This window comes from Pseudomonas sp. s4 (assembly GCF_046764235.1).
In the GTDB taxonomy this organism is placed as follows: domain Bacteria; phylum Pseudomonadota; class Gammaproteobacteria; order Pseudomonadales; family Pseudomonadaceae; genus Aquipseudomonas; species Aquipseudomonas asiatica.
The window spans coordinates 577,612-593,316 of the sequence record NZ_CP177209.1; the positions used below are offsets into that span (position 1 = coordinate 577,612).

The following is a 15,705-nucleotide window of genomic DNA, read 5'->3' on the forward strand; positions in this document are numbered from 1 at the left end:
GTGGGGCAGGTAATGCCCGCTCCCTGCTCCGCCAGGAGGAAAGGCCTTGAAAGACCTACTGAATTTGCTGAAAAACCAGGGTCAAGTCGAAGAGTTCGACGCCATCCGCATCGGTCTGGCGTCGCCTGAAATGATCCGTTCGTGGTCGTTCGGTGAAGTTAAGAAGCCGGAAACCATCAACTACCGTACGTTCAAGCCTGAGCGTGACGGCCTGTTCTGCGCCAAGATCTTTGGCCCAGTCAAGGACTACGAGTGCCTGTGCGGTAAGTACAAGCGCCTCAAGCACCGCGGCGTGATCTGCGAGAAGTGCGGCGTTGAAGTCGCCCTGGCAAAAGTTCGTCGTGAGCGCATGGCGCACATCGAACTGGCCTCGCCGGTTGCCCACATCTGGTTCCTGAAGTCGCTGCCGTCCCGTATCGGCCTGCTGATGGACATGACCCTGCGTGACATCGAGCGCGTGCTCTACTTCGAGAGCTACGTCGTTATCGACCCGGGCATGACCACCCTGGAAAAAGGTCAACTGCTGAACGACGAGCAGTACTTCGAAGCGCTGGAAGAGTTCGGTGATGACTTCGACGCCCGCATGGGTGCCGAGGCTGTCCGCGAGCTGCTGCACGCTATCGACCTGGAGCACGAGATCGGCCGCCTGCGCGAAGAGATTCCGCAGACCAACTCGGAAACCAAGATCAAGAAGCTGTCCAAGCGCCTGAAGCTGATGGAAGCGTTCCAGGGTTCGGGCAACCTGCCTGAGTGGATGGTCCTGACCGTCCTGCCAGTGCTGCCGCCGGACCTGCGTCCGCTGGTACCGCTGGATGGCGGCCGCTTCGCGACCTCCGACCTGAACGACCTGTATCGTCGCGTGATCAACCGTAACAACCGTCTGAAGCGCCTGCTGGATCTGTCGGCGCCGGACATCATCGTGCGCAACGAAAAGCGCATGCTGCAGGAGGCGGTCGACGCCCTGCTGGACAACGGCCGTCGCGGTCGCGCCATCACTGGCTCGAACAAGCGTCCGCTGAAGTCCCTGGCCGACATGATCAAAGGTAAGCAAGGTCGCTTCCGTCAGAACCTGCTCGGTAAGCGTGTGGACTACTCCGGCCGTTCGGTAATTACCGTAGGCCCGACCCTGCGTCTGCACCAGTGCGGTCTGCCGAAAAAGATGGCTCTCGAGCTGTTCAAGCCGTTCATTTTCGGCAAGCTGGAAATGCGTGGTCTGGCGACCACCATCAAGGCTGCCAAGAAGATGGTCGAGCGTGAGCTGCCAGAGGTGTGGGACGTGCTCGCCGAGGTGATCCGCGAACACCCCGTGCTGCTCAACCGCGCACCGACCCTGCACCGTCTGGGTATCCAGGCATTTGAACCGGTTCTGATCGAAGGCAAGGCTATTCAGCTGCACCCGCTGGTCTGTGCCGCGTACAACGCCGACTTCGACGGTGACCAGATGGCCGTTCACGTGCCGCTGACCCTGGAAGCCCAGCTCGAAGCGCGCGCGCTGATGATGTCGACCAACAACATCCTGTCGCCAGCCAACGGTGAGCCAATCATCGTTCCGTCGCAGGACGTGGTACTGGGTCTGTACTACATGACCCGTGAAGCCATCAACGCCAAGGGCGAAGGTCGCGTGTTCGCCGACCTGCAGGAAGTCGACCGCGTATTCCGCGCCGGCGAGGCTGCCCTGCACGCGAAAATCAAGGTTCGTATCAACGAAACCGTGAAAGAGCGTGACGGCTCCGTGGTCAAGAACACCCGCATCGTCGACACCACCGTCGGCCGTGCGCTGCTGTTCCAGGTTGTACCGGCAGGCCTGCCTTACGACGTGGTCAACCAGCCGATGAAGAAAAAGGCGATCTCCAAGCTGATCAACCAGTGCTACCGCGTGGTTGGTCTGAAAGAGACCGTTATCTTCGCTGACCAGCTGATGTACACCGGTTTCGCTTACTCGACCATTTCCGGCGTTTCGATCGGTGTTAACGACTTCGTTATCCCGGACGAGAAAGCACGCATCATCGGTACCGCTACCGACGAAGTGAAGGAAATCGAGAGCCAGTACGCCTCCGGTCTGGTAACCCAGGGCGAGAAGTACAACAAGGTCATCGACCTGTGGTCGAAGGCGAACGACGAAGTGTCCAAGGCGATGATGGCCAACCTCTCGAAAGAGAAGGTCATCGATCGCGAAGGCAAGGAAGTCGAGCAAGAGTCCTTCAACTCGATGTACATGATGGCTGACTCCGGTGCGCGGGGTTCCGCAGCCCAGATCCGTCAGCTGGCCGGTATGCGTGGCCTGATGGCCAAGCCGGACGGCTCCATCATCGAGACGCCGATCACTGCGAACTTCCGTGAAGGTCTGAGCGTTCTGCAGTACTTCATTTCGACCCACGGTGCTCGTAAGGGTCTGGCGGATACCGCACTGAAGACCGCCAACTCCGGTTACCTGACTCGTCGTCTGGTAGACGTTGCCCAGGATCTGGTTGTTACCGAGATCGACTGCGGCACCGACCAGGGCCTGCTGATGACCCCGCACATCGAAGGTGGTGACGTTGTAGAACCGCTGGGTGAGCGTGTGCTGGGTCGTGTCATCGCCCGTGACGTGTTCAAGCCAGGCACCGAGGACGTCATCGTTCCGGCCGGTACCCTGGTCGACGAGAAGTGGGTCGAATTCATCGAGCTGAACAGCATCGACGAAGTGGTCGTGCGTTCGCCGATCAACTGCGAAACCCGTTACGGCATCTGCGCCAAGTGCTACGGTCGTGACCTGGCTCGCGGTCACCAGGTGAACATCGGTGAAGCTGTCGGCGTTATCGCTGCGCAGTCGATCGGTGAGCCGGGTACCCAGCTGACCATGCGTACGTTCCACATCGGTGGTGCTGCAAGCCGTACCTCGGCTGCCGACAGCGTCCAGGTGAAGAACGGCGGTATGGTGCGTCTGCACAACCTGAAGCAGGTAGAACGTGCCGATGGCAACCTGGTTGCCGTATCGCGTTCGGGCGAGTTGGCCATTGCCGACGAGTTCGGTCGTGAGCGTGAGCGCTACAAGCTGCCTTATGGTGCGGTAATTTCGGTCAAGGAAGGTGAAAAGGTCGAAGCTGGCGCTATCGTCGCCAAGTGGGACCCGCACACCCACCCGATCGTTACCGAACTGAAAGGTACCGTGACCTTCGTTGGCATGGAAGAAGGCATCACCATCAAGCGTCAGACTGACGAATTGACGGGTTTGACCAACATTGAAGTACTGGACGTCAAGGATCGCCCTGCCGCTGGCAAGGAAATCCGTCCTGCTATCAAGATGGTCGACGCTTCTGGCAAGGATCTGTACCTGCCAGGTACCGACGTACCTGCCCAGTACTTCCTGCCGGCCAACGCCCTCGTCGGCGTGGCTGACGGTGCCCAGATCGGTGTTGGTGACGTTATCGCGCGTATCCCGCAAGAAACGTCGAAGACCCGTGACATCACCGGTGGTCTGCCGCGCGTTGCCGACCTGTTCGAAGCGCGCCGTCCGAAAGAGGCCTCGATTCTGGCTGAAGTCAGCGGCACCATCGCGTTCGGCAAGGAGACCAAGGGCAAGCGTCGTCTGGTCATCACCCCGACCGACGGTAGCGATCCGTACGAAGAGCTGATTCCGAAGTGGCGCCACCTGAACGTCTTCGAAGGCGAACAGGTAAACCGCGGCGAAGTTATCTCCGACGGCCCGAGCGATCCGCACGACATTCTGCGTCTGCTGGGTGTGAGCGCGCTGGCGAAGTACATCGTCAACGAGATCCAGGACGTTTACCGTCTGCAAGGCGTTAAGATCAACGACAAGCACATCGAGACCATCCTGCGTCAGATGCTGCGCAAGGTCGAGATAACCGAGTCGGGTGACTCCAGCTTCATCAAGGGCGACCAGATGGAACTGACCCAGGTACTGGTAGAGAACGAGCGTCTCGCCAGCGAGGACAAGTTCATCTCCAAGTTCTCCCGCGTGCTGCTGGGTATCACCAAGGCCTCGCTGTCGACCGAGTCGTTCATCTCCGCGGCTTCCTTCCAGGAAACCACCCGCGTACTGACCGAAGCGGCGGTAACCGGCAAGCGCGACTACCTGCGCGGCCTGAAAGAGAACGTGGTCGTGGGTCGTCTGATTCCGGCCGGTACTGGTCTGGCCTACCACAGCGAGCGTAAGCGTCGCCGTGATGCCGACAAGCCGCTGCGTGTGAGCGCCAGTGAGGTGGAAGCCGCACTGACCGAAGCGCTGAACTCCAGCGGTAACTAAGTACAGGGCAGGGCCCCGGCAAGCCCCGAGCGATCAGCGGCGACATGAAATGTTGCCGATGATCGGGCGGGGAGGGCCGGGGCCTCGTCTTGACTGGGTGCAAGATCCTCTTTAGACTTTTGTACCCTTAAATTTGGTGAGGCTCCGTCTCGCCAATTTTTGGCTTTCTTGCAAGACAATAGCGTCGCAAGACAATCAGTGGAGCTAGTAGATGGCAACTATCAACCAGCTGGTACGTCAGCCGCGTAAGCGTACCGTCGAGAAATCCGACGTACCTGCGCTGCAGAACTGCCCGCAGCGTCGTGGCGTGTGCACCCGCGTGTACACCACCACGCCGAAAAAACCTAACTCGGCACTGCGTAAAGTATGCCGTGTGCGTCTGACCAACGGTTTCGAGGTTTCCTCGTACATCGGTGGTGAAGGCCACAACCTGCAAGAGCACAGCGTCGTCCTGATCCGTGGCGGCCGTGTAAAAGACTTGCCAGGTGTTCGTTACCACACCGTTCGCGGCTCTCTGGATACTTCGGGCGTTAAAGGCCGTAACCAGGGTCGTTCGAAGTACGGTACCAAGCGTCCGAAGTAATCGGCCGTTTGCAGACATCCATTTATTTGAGTCGATAAGAGTAAGGTCGGGCAGGGGTCGAAAGACCTGGTCCCGGGCTAACCTGAAGACCGTTTGAGGGCTTATCATGCCAAGACGTCGTGTAGCAGCAAAACGTGAGATCCTTGACGATCCGAAGTACGGATCCCAGATTCTCGCCAAGTTCATGAACCACGTGATGGAAAGCGGCAAGAAGGCCGTAGCCGAGCGCATCGTTTACGGTGCCCTGGATACCGTCAAAGCACGCAAGAACAGCGACCCCCTGGAAATCTTCGAGAAAGCTCTCGACGCCATCGCTCCGCTGGTCGAAGTTAAGTCCCGCCGTGTTGGCGGTGCCACTTACCAGGTTCCGGTTGAAGTTCGTCCGTCCCGTCGTAACGCTCTGGCAATGCGCTGGCTCGTAGACTACGCCCGCAAGCGCGGCGAGAAGTCGATGGCCCTGCGCCTGGCCGGCGAACTGCTGGATGCTGCTGAAGGCAAGGGTGCTGCAGTCAAGAAGCGTGAAGACGTGCACCGTATGGCCGAGGCCAACAAAGCGTTCTCGCACTACCGCTTCTAATTCAAGCATCAATCATTTTGCGAGGGCTTTATGGCTCGTACTACAGCAATTAACCGCTACCGTAACATCGGTATCTGCGCCCACGTTGACGCGGGCAAGACTACCACTACCGAGCGGATCCTGTTCTACACAGGTCTGAGCCACAAAATGGGCGAGGTGCACGACGGCGCCGCGACCACCGACTGGATGGTGCAGGAGCAGGAGCGCGGTATCACCATTACCTCCGCTGCCGTTACCACCTTCTGGAAAGGTTCCCGTGGTCAGTACGACAACTACCGCGTAAACGTCATCGATACCCCCGGCCACGTTGACTTCACCATTGAAGTAGAGCGTTCGCTGCGTGTACTCGACGGCGCGGTCGTTGTGTTCTGCGGTACCTCCGGCGTTGAGCCGCAGTCCGAAACCGTATGGCGTCAGGCCAACAAGTACGGCGTTCCACGTGTTGTCTACGTGAACAAGATGGACCGTGCTGGTGCCAACTTCCTGCGCGTTGTCGGTCAGATCAAGAACCGCCTGGGTCACACCCCGGTTCCGGTCCAGCTGGCTATCGGTGCAGAAGACGACTTCCAGGGTCAGGTCGACCTGATCAAGATGAAAGCCATCTACTGGAACGAAGACGACAAAGGCACCACCTACCGCGAAGAAGAAATTCCAGCGGACATGGTCGACCTGGCTAACGAATGGCGCAACAACATGGTTGAAGCCGCCGCCGAAGCCAGCGAAGAGCTGATGAACAAGTACCTTGAAGAAGGTGAGCTGACCGTCGAAGAAATCAAGGCAGGCCTGCGCGCGCGCACCCTGGCCAGCGAGATCGTTCCGGCTGTCTGCGGTTCGTCGTTCAAGAACAAGGGCGTTCCCCTGGTTCTCGACGCCGTTATCGACTACCTGCCTGCTCCGACCGAAATTCCTGCGATCAAGGGTATCCATCCTGATCTGGCCGAAGTGCCGAAGGATGAAGTCACCCCAGAGCAGTACGACGAGCGTCATGCTGACGACGATGAGCCGTTCTCGGCTCTGGCGTTCAAGATTGCCACCGACCCGTTCGTTGGTACTCTGACCTTCGTTCGCGTTTACTCGGGCTTCCTGACCTCCGGTGACTCCGTCATCAACTCGGTCAAGGGCAAGAAAGAGCGCGTTGGTCGTATGGTGCAGATGCACGCCAACCAGCGTGAAGAGATCAAGGAAGTGCGTGCGGGCGATATCGCCGCTCTGATCGGCATGAAGGACGTCACCACTGGTGACACCCTGTGCAACGCCGACAAGCCGATCATCCTCGAACGTATGGACTTCCCGGAGCCTGTGATTTCGCTCTCCGTAGAGCCGAAAACCAAGGCTGACCAGGAGAAGATGGGTATCGCACTGGGCAAGCTGGCCCAGGAAGACCCGTCGTTCCGCGTCAAGACCGACGAAGAAACTGGTCAGACCATCATCTCCGGTATGGGTGAGCTGCACCTGGACATCCTCGTTGACCGCATGAAGCGCGAGTTCAACGTCGAAGCCAACATCGGCAAGCCGCAGGTTTCGTACCGCGAGAAGATCACCAAGTCCAACGTCGAGATCGAAGGCAAGTTCGTTCGTCAGTCGGGCGGTCGTGGTCAGTTCGGTCACTGCTGGATCCGTTTCTCGGAGCCGGATCAGGACGACAAGGGCAACATCACCGAAGGTCTGGTGTTCGCCAACGAAGTCGTTGGTGGTGTGATTCCTAAGGAATACATCCCTGCGATCCAGAAGGGTATCGAAGAGCAGATGAAGAACGGCGTTGTTGCCGGCTATCCTCTGATCGGCCTGAAGGCCGCGGTATTCGACGGTTCGTACCACGACGTCGACTCCAACGAAATGGCGTTCAAGATCGCCGCTTCGATGGCAACCAAGCAACTGGCCCAGAAGGGCGGTGGCGTGGTTCTCGAGCCGATCATGAAGGTCGAAGTTGTAACTCCGGAAGACTACCTGGGTGACGTGATGGGTGACCTGAACCGTCGTCGTGGTCTGGTCCAGGGTATGGATGAATCGGTCTCTGGCCGTGTCGTCCGCGCTGAAGTTCCGCTCGGAGAGATGTTCGGTTACGCAACCGACGTTCGTTCCATGTCTCAGGGTCGCGCAAGCTACTCCATGGAATTCTCCAAATACGCCGAAGCTCCGTCGAACATCGTCGAAGCACTCGTTAAAAAACAAGGCTAATCCCCTTTAGGCAAGAGGTTCACTGTCGTGGCTAAAGAAAAATTTGATCGTTCCCTTCCCCACGTTAACGTCGGCACCATCGGCCACGTTGACCACGGTAAGACCACTCTGACCGCAGCTCTGACTCGCGTCTGCTCCGAAGTTTTCGGTTCGGCAGTCGTTGAGTTCGACAAGATCGACTCGGCTCCGGAAGAAAAAGCGCGCGGTATCACCATCAACACCGCTCACGTCGAGTACAACTCGAACATTCGTCACTACGCTCACGTTGACTGCCCAGGTCACGCTGACTACGTGAAGAACATGATCACCGGTGCTGCCCAGATGGACGGCGCGATCCTGGTTTGCTCGGCCGCCGATGGTCCGATGCCACAAACCCGTGAGCACATCCTGCTGTCCCGTCAGGTAGGCGTTCCTTACATCGTGGTCTTCCTGAACAAGGCTGACCTGGTAGACGACGCCGAGCTGCTGGAACTGGTCGAGATGGAAGTTCGCGACCTGCTGTCCACCTACGACTTCCCAGGCGACGATACCCCGATCATCATCGGTTCGGCTCGTATGGCCCTGGAAGGCAAAGACGACAACGAAATGGGTACTACCGCTGTCAAGAAGCTGGTAGAAACTCTGGATGCCTACATCCCTGAGCCAGTTCGTGCCGTTGACCAGCCGTTCCTGATGCCGATCGAAGACGTATTCTCGATCTCGGGTCGTGGTACCGTTGTTACCGGTCGTATCGAGCGTGGTATCGTCCGCGTTCAGGATCCGCTGGAAATCGTTGGTCTGCGTGACACCACCACCACCACCTGCACCGGTGTTGAGATGTTCCGCAAGCTGCTGGACGAAGGTCGTGCTGGCGAGAACTGCGGCGTTCTGCTGCGTGGTACCAAGCGTGACGACGTTGAGCGTGGCCAGGTTCTGGTCAAGCCAGGTTCGGTCAAGCCGCACACCAAGTTCACCGCAGAAGTCTACGTTCTGTCGAAGGAAGAAGGCGGTCGTCACACTCCGTTCTTCAAAGGCTACCGTCCTCAGTTCTACTTCCGTACCACTGACGTGACCGGTAACTGCGAACTGCCGGAAGGCGTTGAAATGGTAATGCCAGGTGACAACATTCAGATGACTGTCACCCTGATCAAGACCATCGCAATGGAAGACGGTCTGCGCTTCGCTATCCGTGAAGGCGGTCGTACCGTCGGCGCCGGCGTCGTAGCAAAAATCATCGAGTAATCACTCGACCGATTGAAAAAACCCCCGCTCAGCGGGGGTTTTTTTTATTGGGTTGACACTAAATGGGGGCGTCTATAGAATCACGCCTCCTTTTAGCGGGCGTAGTGCGTCCGTTGGGAACAGCCTGGAGTCTGAAATCCAATGCAAAATCAGCAAATCCGTATCAGGTTGAAGGCTTTCGACCATCGCCTGATCGACCAATCCACCCAGGAAATCGTGGAAACCGCGAAACGTACTGGTGCACAAGTGCGTGGTCCAATTCCACTGCCTACCCGCAAAGAGCGTTTCACCGTTCTGGTTTCCCCGCACGTCAACAAAGACGCGCGTGACCAGTACGAGATCCGCACTCATAAGCGTGTTCTGGACATCGTCCAGCCAACGGATAAAACCGTTGATGCGCTGATGAAGCTTGATCTGGCGGCAGGTGTGGAAGTACAGATCAGCCTCGGCTAAGACTTCGGTCTGGTCGTGTAACGCTCTGAAATGGGCGGCCATAGCGGGTGAAAGCCCCGTACACTCATGAGGTTTACAACATGACTATTGGTGTAATCGGTCGCAAGTGCGGTATGACCCGCATTTTCACCGAAGAAGGTGTCTCCATTCCGGTCACGGTCATCGAGATCGAGCCGAATCGCGTCACCCAGTTCAAAACTGAAGAAACCGATGGCTACCGTGCAGTGCAAGTCACTGTCGGCGAGCGTCGTGCTTCGCGCGTGACTGCCGCTCAGGCAGGCCACTTCGCCAAGGCCAACGTTGCCGCTGGTCGCGGTGTCTGGGAGTTCCGTCTTGAAGAAGGCGATTTCCAGGCTGGCGATCTGATCAAAGCTGAACTCTTCACTGCAGGCCAGCTGGTAGACGTTACTGGTCAGTCCAAAGGTAAAGGCTTCGCCGGTACCATCAAGCGCTGGAACTTCCGTGGCCAGGACAACACCCACGGTAACTCCGTGTCGCACCGTGTCCCAGGTTCCATCGGCCAGTGCCAGACTCCTGGTCGTGTGTTCAAGGGCAAGAAAATGTCCGGTCACATGGGCGCCGAGCGCGTGACTGTTCAGTCCCTGGAAGTAGTTCGCGTAGACGCTGAACGCAACCTGCTGCTGGTCAAGGGTGCCGTTCCAGGCGCTACTGGCGGCGACGTGGTTGTACGTCCAGCTGTCAAGGCTCGCGGTTAAGGGGAAACTGACATGCAACTCAATGTAAATGACGCTCAGGCGATCGAAGTTTCCGAACTGACTTTCGGTGGCGAATTCAACGAGACGCTGGTACACCAAGCAGTCGTGGCCTACATGGCCGGCGGCCGTCAGGGCACCAAGCAGCAGAAGACCCGTTCCGACGTGGCTGGTGGCGGTAAGCGCCCATGGCGTCAGAAGGGTACTGGCCGTGCTCGTGCTGGTACCACTCGTGGTCCGATCTGGCGTGGCGGTGGTGTAACCTTCGCAGCTCGCCCTCAAGATCACTCGCAGAAGCTCAACAAGAAGATGTACCGCGCAGCCCTGCGCTCCATCCTCGCTGAGCTGGTGCGTAGCGACCGTCTGGTCGTGGTTCAGGACTTCGCTGTTGAAGCACCGAAAACCAAAGATCTGCTGAACAAGCTGAACGGCATGGGTCTGAACGACGTACTGATCGTTTCCGACGCTGTTGATCAGAACCTGTACCTGGCTGCTCGCAACCTGCCGCACGTTGACGTACGTGACGTACAAGGTTCCGACCCGGTCAGTCTGATCGCATACGAGAAAGTGTTGATCACTGTCTCGGCCGTGAAGAAATTCGAGGAGCTGCTGGGATGAACCAGGAACGCGTATTCAAAGTCCTCCTTGGCCCGCACGTTTCCGAGAAGGCTACCGTTCTGGCTGAGAAAAAAGGCCAGTTCGTATTCAAGGTTGCTACCGATGCAACCAAGCTGGAAATCAAGAAAGCTGTCGAAGGCCTGTTCAACGTAAAGGTTGAAAACGTGTCGACTGTTAACGTTCTGGGTAAAACCAAGCGTACCGCACGTGGTCTGGGCAAGCGTAATGACTGGAAGAAGGCGATCGTCTCCCTTCAGCCAGGCCAAGATCTCGATTTCAGCAGCAGTGCTGAGTAAGGAAGGGGTGCATCATGGCAATCGTTAAATGCAAACCGACTTCCCCTGGCCGCCGTTTCGTGGTCAAGGTGGTCAACCAGGAGCTGCACAAAGGCGCTCCTCACGCACCGCTGATCGAGAAAAAATCGAAGTCTGGTGGTCGTAACAACAATGGCCGCATCACCACTCGTCACGTTGGTGGTGGTCATAAGCAGCATTACCGTCTGGTCGACTTCCGTCGCAACGACAAAGATGGCATTCCAGCCACTGTCGAGCGTATCGAATACGACCCGAACCGTACTGCTCACATCGCCCTGCTGTGCTACGCAGACGGTGAGCGTCGCTACATCATCGCCCCTAAAGGCGTGAGCGCTGGTGACCAGCTGATCGCAGGTGCCCTGGCCCCAATCAAGGCCGGTAACTCCCTGCAGCTGCGCAATATCCCAGTAGGTAGCACCATTCACGGCATCGAACTGAAGCCGGGTAAAGGTGCTCAGATCGCTCGTTCCGCTGGTGCTTCGGCTCAGCTGATCGCTCGTGAAGGCGTCTACGTGACTCTGCGTCTGCGTTCCGGTGAGATGCGTAAAGTACTGGCTGAGTGCCGTGCGACCCTGGGCGAAGTCTCGAACTCCGAGCACAGCCTGCGTTCGCTGGGTAAAGCTGGTGCCAAACGCTGGCGCGGCGTTCGCCCAACCGTTCGTGGTGTTGCCATGAACCCGGTTGACCACCCACATGGTGGTGGTGAAGGTCGTACCTCCGGTGGTCGTCATCCGGTATCGCCATGGGGCTTCCCAACCAAGGGTGCGAAGACCCGTGGTAATAAGCGTACCGACAACATGATCGTCCGTCGTCGCAAGTAACTAGAGGGATACGACAGTGCCACGTTCTCTGAAAAAAGGTCCTTTTATCGATCTTCACCTGCTGAAGAAGGTCGAAGTGGCGGTGGAGAAGAACGATCGCAAGCCAGTTAAAACCTGGTCGCGCCGTTCGATGATCCTGCCACAAATGGTCGGTCTGACCATCGCGGTACACAACGGTCGTCAACATGTCCCAGTTCTGGTGAACGAAGACATGGTCGGCCACAAACTGGGCGAGTTCGCCGGTACCCGCACCTATCGCGGGCACGTGGCTGACAAGAAAGCCAAGCGTTAAGGGGTAAGGAAATGGAAGTAGCCGCTAAGTTGTCGGGCGCTCGCATCTCCGCCCAGAAAGCCCGCTTGGTCGCCGACCAGATCCGCGGGAAGAAGGTGGGCGAAGCGCTCAACCTGTTGGCCTTCAGCAGCAAAAAAGCCGCTGAAATCATGAAGAAAGTCCTCGAGTCGGCCGTTGCCAACGCCGAACACAACGAAGGCGCAGACGTTGATGACCTGAAGGTCTCCACCGTCTTCGTCAACGAAGGGCGTTCGCTGAAGCGCATCATGCCACGTGCCAAAGGCCGTGCTGATCGCATCGTCAAGCGGTCTTGCCATATCACTGTCAAGGTTGCGGACAAGTAACGGAGTCGATCAGATGGGTCAGAAAGTACATCCCACTGGCATTCGCCTGGGAATCGTCAAGGAGCACACCTCCGTCTGGTACGCAGACGGTGCTACTTACGCAGATTACCTGTTGAAGGATCTGAAAACGCGTGAGTACCTCCAAGACAAACTAAAAAGCGCGTCCGTAAGCCGTATCGATATTCATCGTCCGGCTCAAACTGCACGCATCACCATCCACACCGCTCGTCCCGGTATCGTTATCGGTAAGAAAGGTGAAGATGTCGAGAAGCTGCGTCAGGACCTGACCAAGCAGATGGGTGTGCCTGTGCACATCAACATCGAAGAGATCCGCAAGCCGGAACTCGACGCTATGCTGGTTGCGCAGAGCGTAGCTCAGCAGCTGGAGCGCCGCGTAATGTTCCGTCGCGCCATGAAGCGCGCCGTACAGAACGCCATGCGTATTGGTGCCAAGGGCATCAAGATCCAGGTGAGCGGTCGTCTCGGCGGTGCTGAGATTGCTCGTACCGAGTGGTATCGCGAAGGTCGTGTGCCTCTGCACACCCTGCGTGCCGATATCGACTACAACACCTACGAAGCTCACACCACTTACGGTGTGATCGGTGTGAAGGTTTGGATCTTCAAAGGCGAAGTTATTGGTGGTCGCCAAGAAGAACTGAAACCACAAGCACCAGCGCCTCGTAAAAAAGCTGCTAAGTAAGGGGTACGCCAAATGTTGCAACCAAAGCGTACAAAATTCCGCAAGCAGATGACTGGCCACAACCGTGGTCTGGCACTGCGCGGTAGCAAAGTCAGCTTCGGCGAATTCGCCCTGAAAGCTGTTGCTCGCGGTCGCCTCACCGCTCGCCAGATCGAGTCCGCACGTCGTGCGCTGACCCGTCACGTAAAACGTGGCGGTAAGATCTGGATCCGTGTGTTCCCGGACAAGCCGATCTCCAAGAAGCCTCTCGAGGTTCGTATGGGTAAAGGTAAGGGTTCCGTGGAATACTGGGTTGCCCAGATTCAGCCAGGCAAAGTCCTGTATGAAATCGAGGGTGTTTCTGAAGAGCTGGCGCGCGAAGCTTTCGCCCTGGCTGCTGCAAAGCTGCCTCTCGCCACCTCCTTTGTTAAGCGGACGGTGATGTGATGAAAGCGAATGAACTTCGTGAAAAATCGGCACAGCAACTGAATGAGCAACTGCTCGGCTTGCTGCGCGACCAGTTCAATCTGCGTATGCAGAAAGCAACTGGCCAGTTGGGGCAGTCGCACCTGCTCTCGCAAGTTAAGCGTGACATCGCTCGCGTGAAAACTGTGCTCAACCAGCAGGCAGGTAAGTGATCATGGCTGAAGCTGAAAAAACCGTCCGTACGCTGACTGGCCGTGTCGTCAGCGACAAAATGGACAAGACCATCACCGTTCTGATCGAGCGTCGCGTAAAGCACCCGATCTACGGTAAATACGTTAAGCGTTCGACTAAGCTGCACGCGCACGACGAAGCCAACCAGTGCAAGATCGGCGACAAGGTTTCCATCCGTGAAACCCGTCCGCTGGCCAAGACCAAGTCCTGGGCACTGGTTGAAGTCCTCGAACGCGCTGTTGAAGTCTAAGGGCTAGGGGTCGGAGAAATTTTATGATTCAGACTCAATCCATGCTCGATGTGGCCGATAACAGCGGCGCTCGTCGCGTCATGTGCATCAAGGTGCTCGGTGGTTCGCACCGCCGTTACGCCGGCATCGGTGACATCATCAAGGTAACCGTCAAGGAAGCAATTCCGCGCGGTAAGGTCAAGAAAGGCCAAGTGATGACTGCTGTTGTCGTGCGCACCCGTCACGGTGTTCGTCGCGCTGACGGTTCCATCATTCGTTTCGACGGCAACGCTGCTGTTCTGCTGAACAACAAGCAAGAGCCGATCGGCACTCGCATCTTCGGGCCAGTGACCCGTGAACTTCGTACCGAGAAGTTCATGAAGATCGTCTCGCTCGCCCCTGAAGTGCTGTAAGGAGATCCGACATGCAAAAGATTCGTCGTGACGACGAGATCATCGTGATCGCCGGCAAAGACAAAGGTAAGCGCGGTAAGGTGCTGAAGGTTCTGGCTGACAACCGTCTGGTTGTTGGTGGTGTGAACCTGGTCAAGCGTCATACCAAGCCTAACCCGATGGCGGGCGTACAGGGCGGTATCGTCGAAAAAGAAGCGCCTCTGCACGCTTCCAACGTTGCCATCTTCAACGGCGAAACCAACAAGGCTGACCGCGTTGGTTTCAAAGTAGAAGACGGTAAAAAAATTCGTGTCTTCAAGTCGACCCAAAAAGCGGTTGATGCTTGAACACTGCTAGGTAGAAGACCATGGCACGACTGAAAGAGATTTACCGGAACGAAATCGCTCCTAAGCTTAAGGAAGAACTTAAGCTGTCGAACGTGATGGAAGTTCCGCGCGTTACCAAGATCACCCTGAACATGGGTCTGGGCGAAGCGATCGGCGACAAGAAAGTCATCGAGCACGCTGTTGCCGACCTGGAAAAGATCACCGGTCAAAAGCCGGTCGTGACTTTCGCTCGTAAATCCATCGCGGGCTTCAAAGTCCGTGAAGGCTGGCCGATCGGTGTCAAGGTGACCCTGCGTCGCGACAAGATGTACGAATTCCTGGACCGCCTGCTGGCGATCTCCCTGCCTCGGGTTCGCGACTTCCGCGGCCTGAATGCCAAGTCCTTCGATGGCCGTGGCAACTACAGCATGGGCGTGAAAGAGCAGATCATCTTCCCGGAAATCGACTACGACAAGATCGATGCTCTGCGCGGTTTGGACATCACCCTGACCACCACTGCTCGTTCGGACGACGAAGGCCGCGCTCTGCTGCGTGCTTTCAAGTTCCCGTTCCGCAACTGATTGGAGTAGGAAAATGGCCAAGAAGAGCATGAAAAACCGCGAGCTGAAGCGTCAGCTCACGGTAGCCAAGTACGCCAAAAAGCGTGCCGAGCTGAAAGCGACCATCGTCAACCTGAACGCCTCTCCTGAAGAGCGTTTCGCTGCCGTTGTCGCCCTGCAGAAGCAGCCACGTGATGCCAGCGCTTCGCGTCTGCGCAACCGTTGCCGCCTGACCGGTCGTCCTCACGGTGTATACCGTAAGTTCGGCCTGGGCCGTAACATGCTGCGTCAAGCTGCAATGCGCGGTGACGTACCAGGTCTGGTCAAGGCCTCCTGGTAATCGCAGCAGGCTGGATCCCGGCGGAAGGGGAGCAATCTTCCGACCGCCGGTGACCTCGCCAACAAACAAGCCCCTATATGGGGCTTGTTTCGTTTCTACCTTGTGTCTAGAATGACCGGCTCACCTGAGCCTGGGTTTTTTGCCCTGTCCGCTCGGGTGGTT

Annotated in this window: 20 protein-coding genes; all 20 read left to right on the forward strand. The window is 57.4% G+C overall.

Annotated features, from left to right (window positions below; genetic code table 11):
• Window positions 1-46 precede the first annotated feature (46 nt).
• The 20 genes from rpoC to rpsN all read left to right on the forward strand — a co-directional run bounded on the left by rpoC (window position 47) and on the right by rpsN (window position 15,543).
• Window positions 47-4,246: a DNA-directed RNA polymerase subunit beta' gene (gene rpoC / locus ACK56M_RS02630; RefSeq protein WP_013970632.1), complete on the forward strand. Its 4,200-nt coding sequence runs from the start codon at window positions 47-49 to the stop codon at window positions 4,244-4,246.
• Between the two features lie 211 nt (window positions 4,247-4,457).
• Entirely contained in the window at window positions 4,458-4,829 is a 372-nt protein-coding gene (rpsL, locus tag ACK56M_RS02635; RefSeq protein ID WP_003257088.1) for a 30S ribosomal protein S12, read from the forward strand.
• A 106-nt stretch (window positions 4,830-4,935) separates the two neighbouring features.
• Window positions 4,936-5,406: a 30S ribosomal protein S7 gene (gene rpsG, locus ACK56M_RS02640; RefSeq protein WP_003246741.1), complete on the forward strand. Its 471-nt coding sequence runs from the start codon at window positions 4,936-4,938 to the stop codon at window positions 5,404-5,406.
• 30 nt (window positions 5,407-5,436) lie between these two features.
• Window positions 5,437-7,584, forward strand: coding sequence for an elongation factor G (gene fusA, locus ACK56M_RS02645; protein ID WP_015268748.1), 2,148 nt, complete (start codon window positions 5,437-5,439; stop codon window positions 7,582-7,584).
• A 27-nt stretch (window positions 7,585-7,611) separates the two neighbouring features.
• Entirely contained in the window at window positions 7,612-8,805 is a 1,194-nt protein-coding gene (gene tuf, locus ACK56M_RS02650; RefSeq protein ID WP_013970626.1) for an elongation factor Tu, read from the forward strand.
• Between the two features lie 141 nt (window positions 8,806-8,946).
• The gene (rpsJ, locus tag ACK56M_RS02655) at window positions 8,947-9,258 is read left to right on the forward strand and encodes a 30S ribosomal protein S10 (RefSeq protein WP_003186070.1); all 312 of its coding nucleotides are present in this window, start codon (window positions 8,947-8,949) and stop codon (window positions 9,256-9,258) included.
• A gap of 80 nt (window positions 9,259-9,338) precedes the next feature.
• Window positions 9,339-9,974, forward strand: coding sequence for a 50S ribosomal protein L3 (gene rplC, locus ACK56M_RS02660; RefSeq protein ID WP_003257089.1), 636 nt, complete (start codon window positions 9,339-9,341; stop codon window positions 9,972-9,974).
• A gap of 12 nt (window positions 9,975-9,986) precedes the next feature.
• Window positions 9,987-10,589, forward strand: a complete 603-nt coding sequence (gene rplD / locus ACK56M_RS02665; protein ID WP_008089819.1) for a 50S ribosomal protein L4 — start codon at window positions 9,987-9,989, stop codon at window positions 10,587-10,589.
• Complete coding sequence (rplW, locus tag ACK56M_RS02670; RefSeq protein ID WP_003255484.1) at window positions 10,586-10,885, forward strand: 50S ribosomal protein L23; 300 nt, start codon at window positions 10,586-10,588, stop codon at window positions 10,883-10,885. The genes rplD and rplW overlap by 4 nt, the downstream gene beginning before the upstream one ends.
• A gap of 14 nt (window positions 10,886-10,899) precedes the next feature.
• Window positions 10,900-11,724 carry a 50S ribosomal protein L2 gene (rplB, locus tag ACK56M_RS02675; RefSeq protein ID WP_015268750.1) on the forward strand — a complete coding sequence of 275 codons (825 nt, stop codon included), beginning with the start codon at window positions 10,900-10,902 and terminating at the stop codon, window positions 11,722-11,724.
• Between the two features lie 16 nt (window positions 11,725-11,740).
• Window positions 11,741-12,016 carry a 30S ribosomal protein S19 gene (gene rpsS / locus ACK56M_RS02680; protein ID WP_003255482.1) on the forward strand — a complete coding sequence of 92 codons (276 nt, stop codon included), beginning with the start codon at window positions 11,741-11,743 and terminating at the stop codon, window positions 12,014-12,016.
• 11 nt (window positions 12,017-12,027) lie between these two features.
• On the forward strand, window positions 12,028-12,360 hold the full coding sequence (gene rplV, locus ACK56M_RS02685) for a 50S ribosomal protein L22 (RefSeq protein WP_003103908.1): 333 nt from the start codon (window positions 12,028-12,030) through the stop codon (window positions 12,358-12,360).
• Window positions 12,361-12,373: 13 nt separating this feature from the next.
• Complete coding sequence (gene rpsC, locus ACK56M_RS02690) at window positions 12,374-13,060, forward strand: 30S ribosomal protein S3 (RefSeq protein ID WP_003255481.1); 687 nt, start codon at window positions 12,374-12,376, stop codon at window positions 13,058-13,060.
• A 12-nt stretch (window positions 13,061-13,072) separates the two neighbouring features.
• Entirely contained in the window at window positions 13,073-13,486 is a 414-nt protein-coding gene (rplP, locus tag ACK56M_RS02695) for a 50S ribosomal protein L16 (RefSeq protein ID WP_003255479.1), read from the forward strand.
• Window positions 13,486-13,677 carry a 50S ribosomal protein L29 gene (rpmC, locus tag ACK56M_RS02700; protein ID WP_002555481.1) on the forward strand — a complete coding sequence of 64 codons (192 nt, stop codon included), beginning with the start codon at window positions 13,486-13,488 and terminating at the stop codon, window positions 13,675-13,677. The genes rplP and rpmC overlap by 1 nt, the downstream gene beginning before the upstream one ends.
• Window positions 13,678-13,679: 2 nt before the next feature.
• Entirely contained in the window at window positions 13,680-13,946 is a 267-nt protein-coding gene (gene rpsQ, locus ACK56M_RS02705) for a 30S ribosomal protein S17 (protein ID WP_003255478.1), read from the forward strand.
• 23 nt (window positions 13,947-13,969) lie between these two features.
• A complete protein-coding gene (gene rplN / locus ACK56M_RS02710) occupies window positions 13,970-14,338 on the forward strand; it encodes a 50S ribosomal protein L14 (RefSeq protein WP_002555479.1) in 369 nt (122 codons plus the stop codon).
• An 11-nt stretch (window positions 14,339-14,349) separates the two neighbouring features.
• Window positions 14,350-14,664, forward strand: coding sequence for a 50S ribosomal protein L24 (gene rplX, locus ACK56M_RS02715; protein WP_013970637.1), 315 nt, complete (start codon window positions 14,350-14,352; stop codon window positions 14,662-14,664).
• Window positions 14,665-14,684: 20 nt separating this feature from the next.
• Window positions 14,685-15,224, forward strand: a complete 540-nt coding sequence (gene rplE / locus ACK56M_RS02720; protein WP_003257095.1) for a 50S ribosomal protein L5 — start codon at window positions 14,685-14,687, stop codon at window positions 15,222-15,224.
• Between the two features lie 13 nt (window positions 15,225-15,237).
• Window positions 15,238-15,543 (forward strand): 30S ribosomal protein S14, encoded by a 306-nt coding sequence (gene rpsN, locus ACK56M_RS02725; protein WP_013970638.1) that lies wholly within the window; start codon window positions 15,238-15,240, stop codon window positions 15,541-15,543.
• Window positions 15,544-15,705: the final 162 nt, after the last annotated feature.

Excerpts from the sequence above, each read along its gene's own strand:
- rplN (WP_002555479.1), top strand. The coding sequence starts at position 13,970 with ATGATTCAGACTCAATCCATGCTCGATGTGGCCGATAACAGCGGCGCT.
- rplD (WP_008089819.1), top strand. The coding sequence starts at position 9,987 with ATGCAACTCAATGTAAATGACGCTCAGGCGATCGAAGTTTCCGAACTG.
- fusA (WP_015268748.1), top strand. The coding sequence starts at position 5,437 with ATGGCTCGTACTACAGCAATTAACCGCTACCGTAACATCGGTATCTGC.
- rpsN (WP_013970638.1), top strand. The coding sequence starts at position 15,238 with ATGGCCAAGAAGAGCATGAAAAACCGCGAGCTGAAGCGTCAGCTCACG.
- rplE (WP_003257095.1), top strand. The coding sequence starts at position 14,685 with ATGGCACGACTGAAAGAGATTTACCGGAACGAAATCGCTCCTAAGCTT.
- rpsL (WP_003257088.1), top strand. The coding sequence starts at position 4,458 with ATGGCAACTATCAACCAGCTGGTACGTCAGCCGCGTAAGCGTACCGTC.
- rplC (WP_003257089.1), top strand. The coding sequence starts at position 9,339 with ATGACTATTGGTGTAATCGGTCGCAAGTGCGGTATGACCCGCATTTTC.
- rplX (WP_013970637.1), top strand. The coding sequence starts at position 14,350 with ATGCAAAAGATTCGTCGTGACGACGAGATCATCGTGATCGCCGGCAAA.
- rpsQ (WP_003255478.1), top strand. The coding sequence starts at position 13,680 with ATGGCTGAAGCTGAAAAAACCGTCCGTACGCTGACTGGCCGTGTCGTC.
- rpsJ (WP_003186070.1), top strand. The coding sequence starts at position 8,947 with ATGCAAAATCAGCAAATCCGTATCAGGTTGAAGGCTTTCGACCATCGC.
- rplW (WP_003255484.1), top strand. The coding sequence starts at position 10,586 with ATGAACCAGGAACGCGTATTCAAAGTCCTCCTTGGCCCGCACGTTTCC.
- rpsG (WP_003246741.1), top strand. The coding sequence starts at position 4,936 with ATGCCAAGACGTCGTGTAGCAGCAAAACGTGAGATCCTTGACGATCCG.
- rplB (WP_015268750.1), top strand. The coding sequence starts at position 10,900 with ATGGCAATCGTTAAATGCAAACCGACTTCCCCTGGCCGCCGTTTCGTG.
- rpmC (WP_002555481.1), top strand. The coding sequence starts at position 13,486 with ATGAAAGCGAATGAACTTCGTGAAAAATCGGCACAGCAACTGAATGAG.
- rplP (WP_003255479.1), top strand. The coding sequence starts at position 13,073 with ATGTTGCAACCAAAGCGTACAAAATTCCGCAAGCAGATGACTGGCCAC.
- rplV (WP_003103908.1), top strand. The coding sequence starts at position 12,028 with ATGGAAGTAGCCGCTAAGTTGTCGGGCGCTCGCATCTCCGCCCAGAAA.
- rpsC (WP_003255481.1), top strand. The coding sequence starts at position 12,374 with ATGGGTCAGAAAGTACATCCCACTGGCATTCGCCTGGGAATCGTCAAG.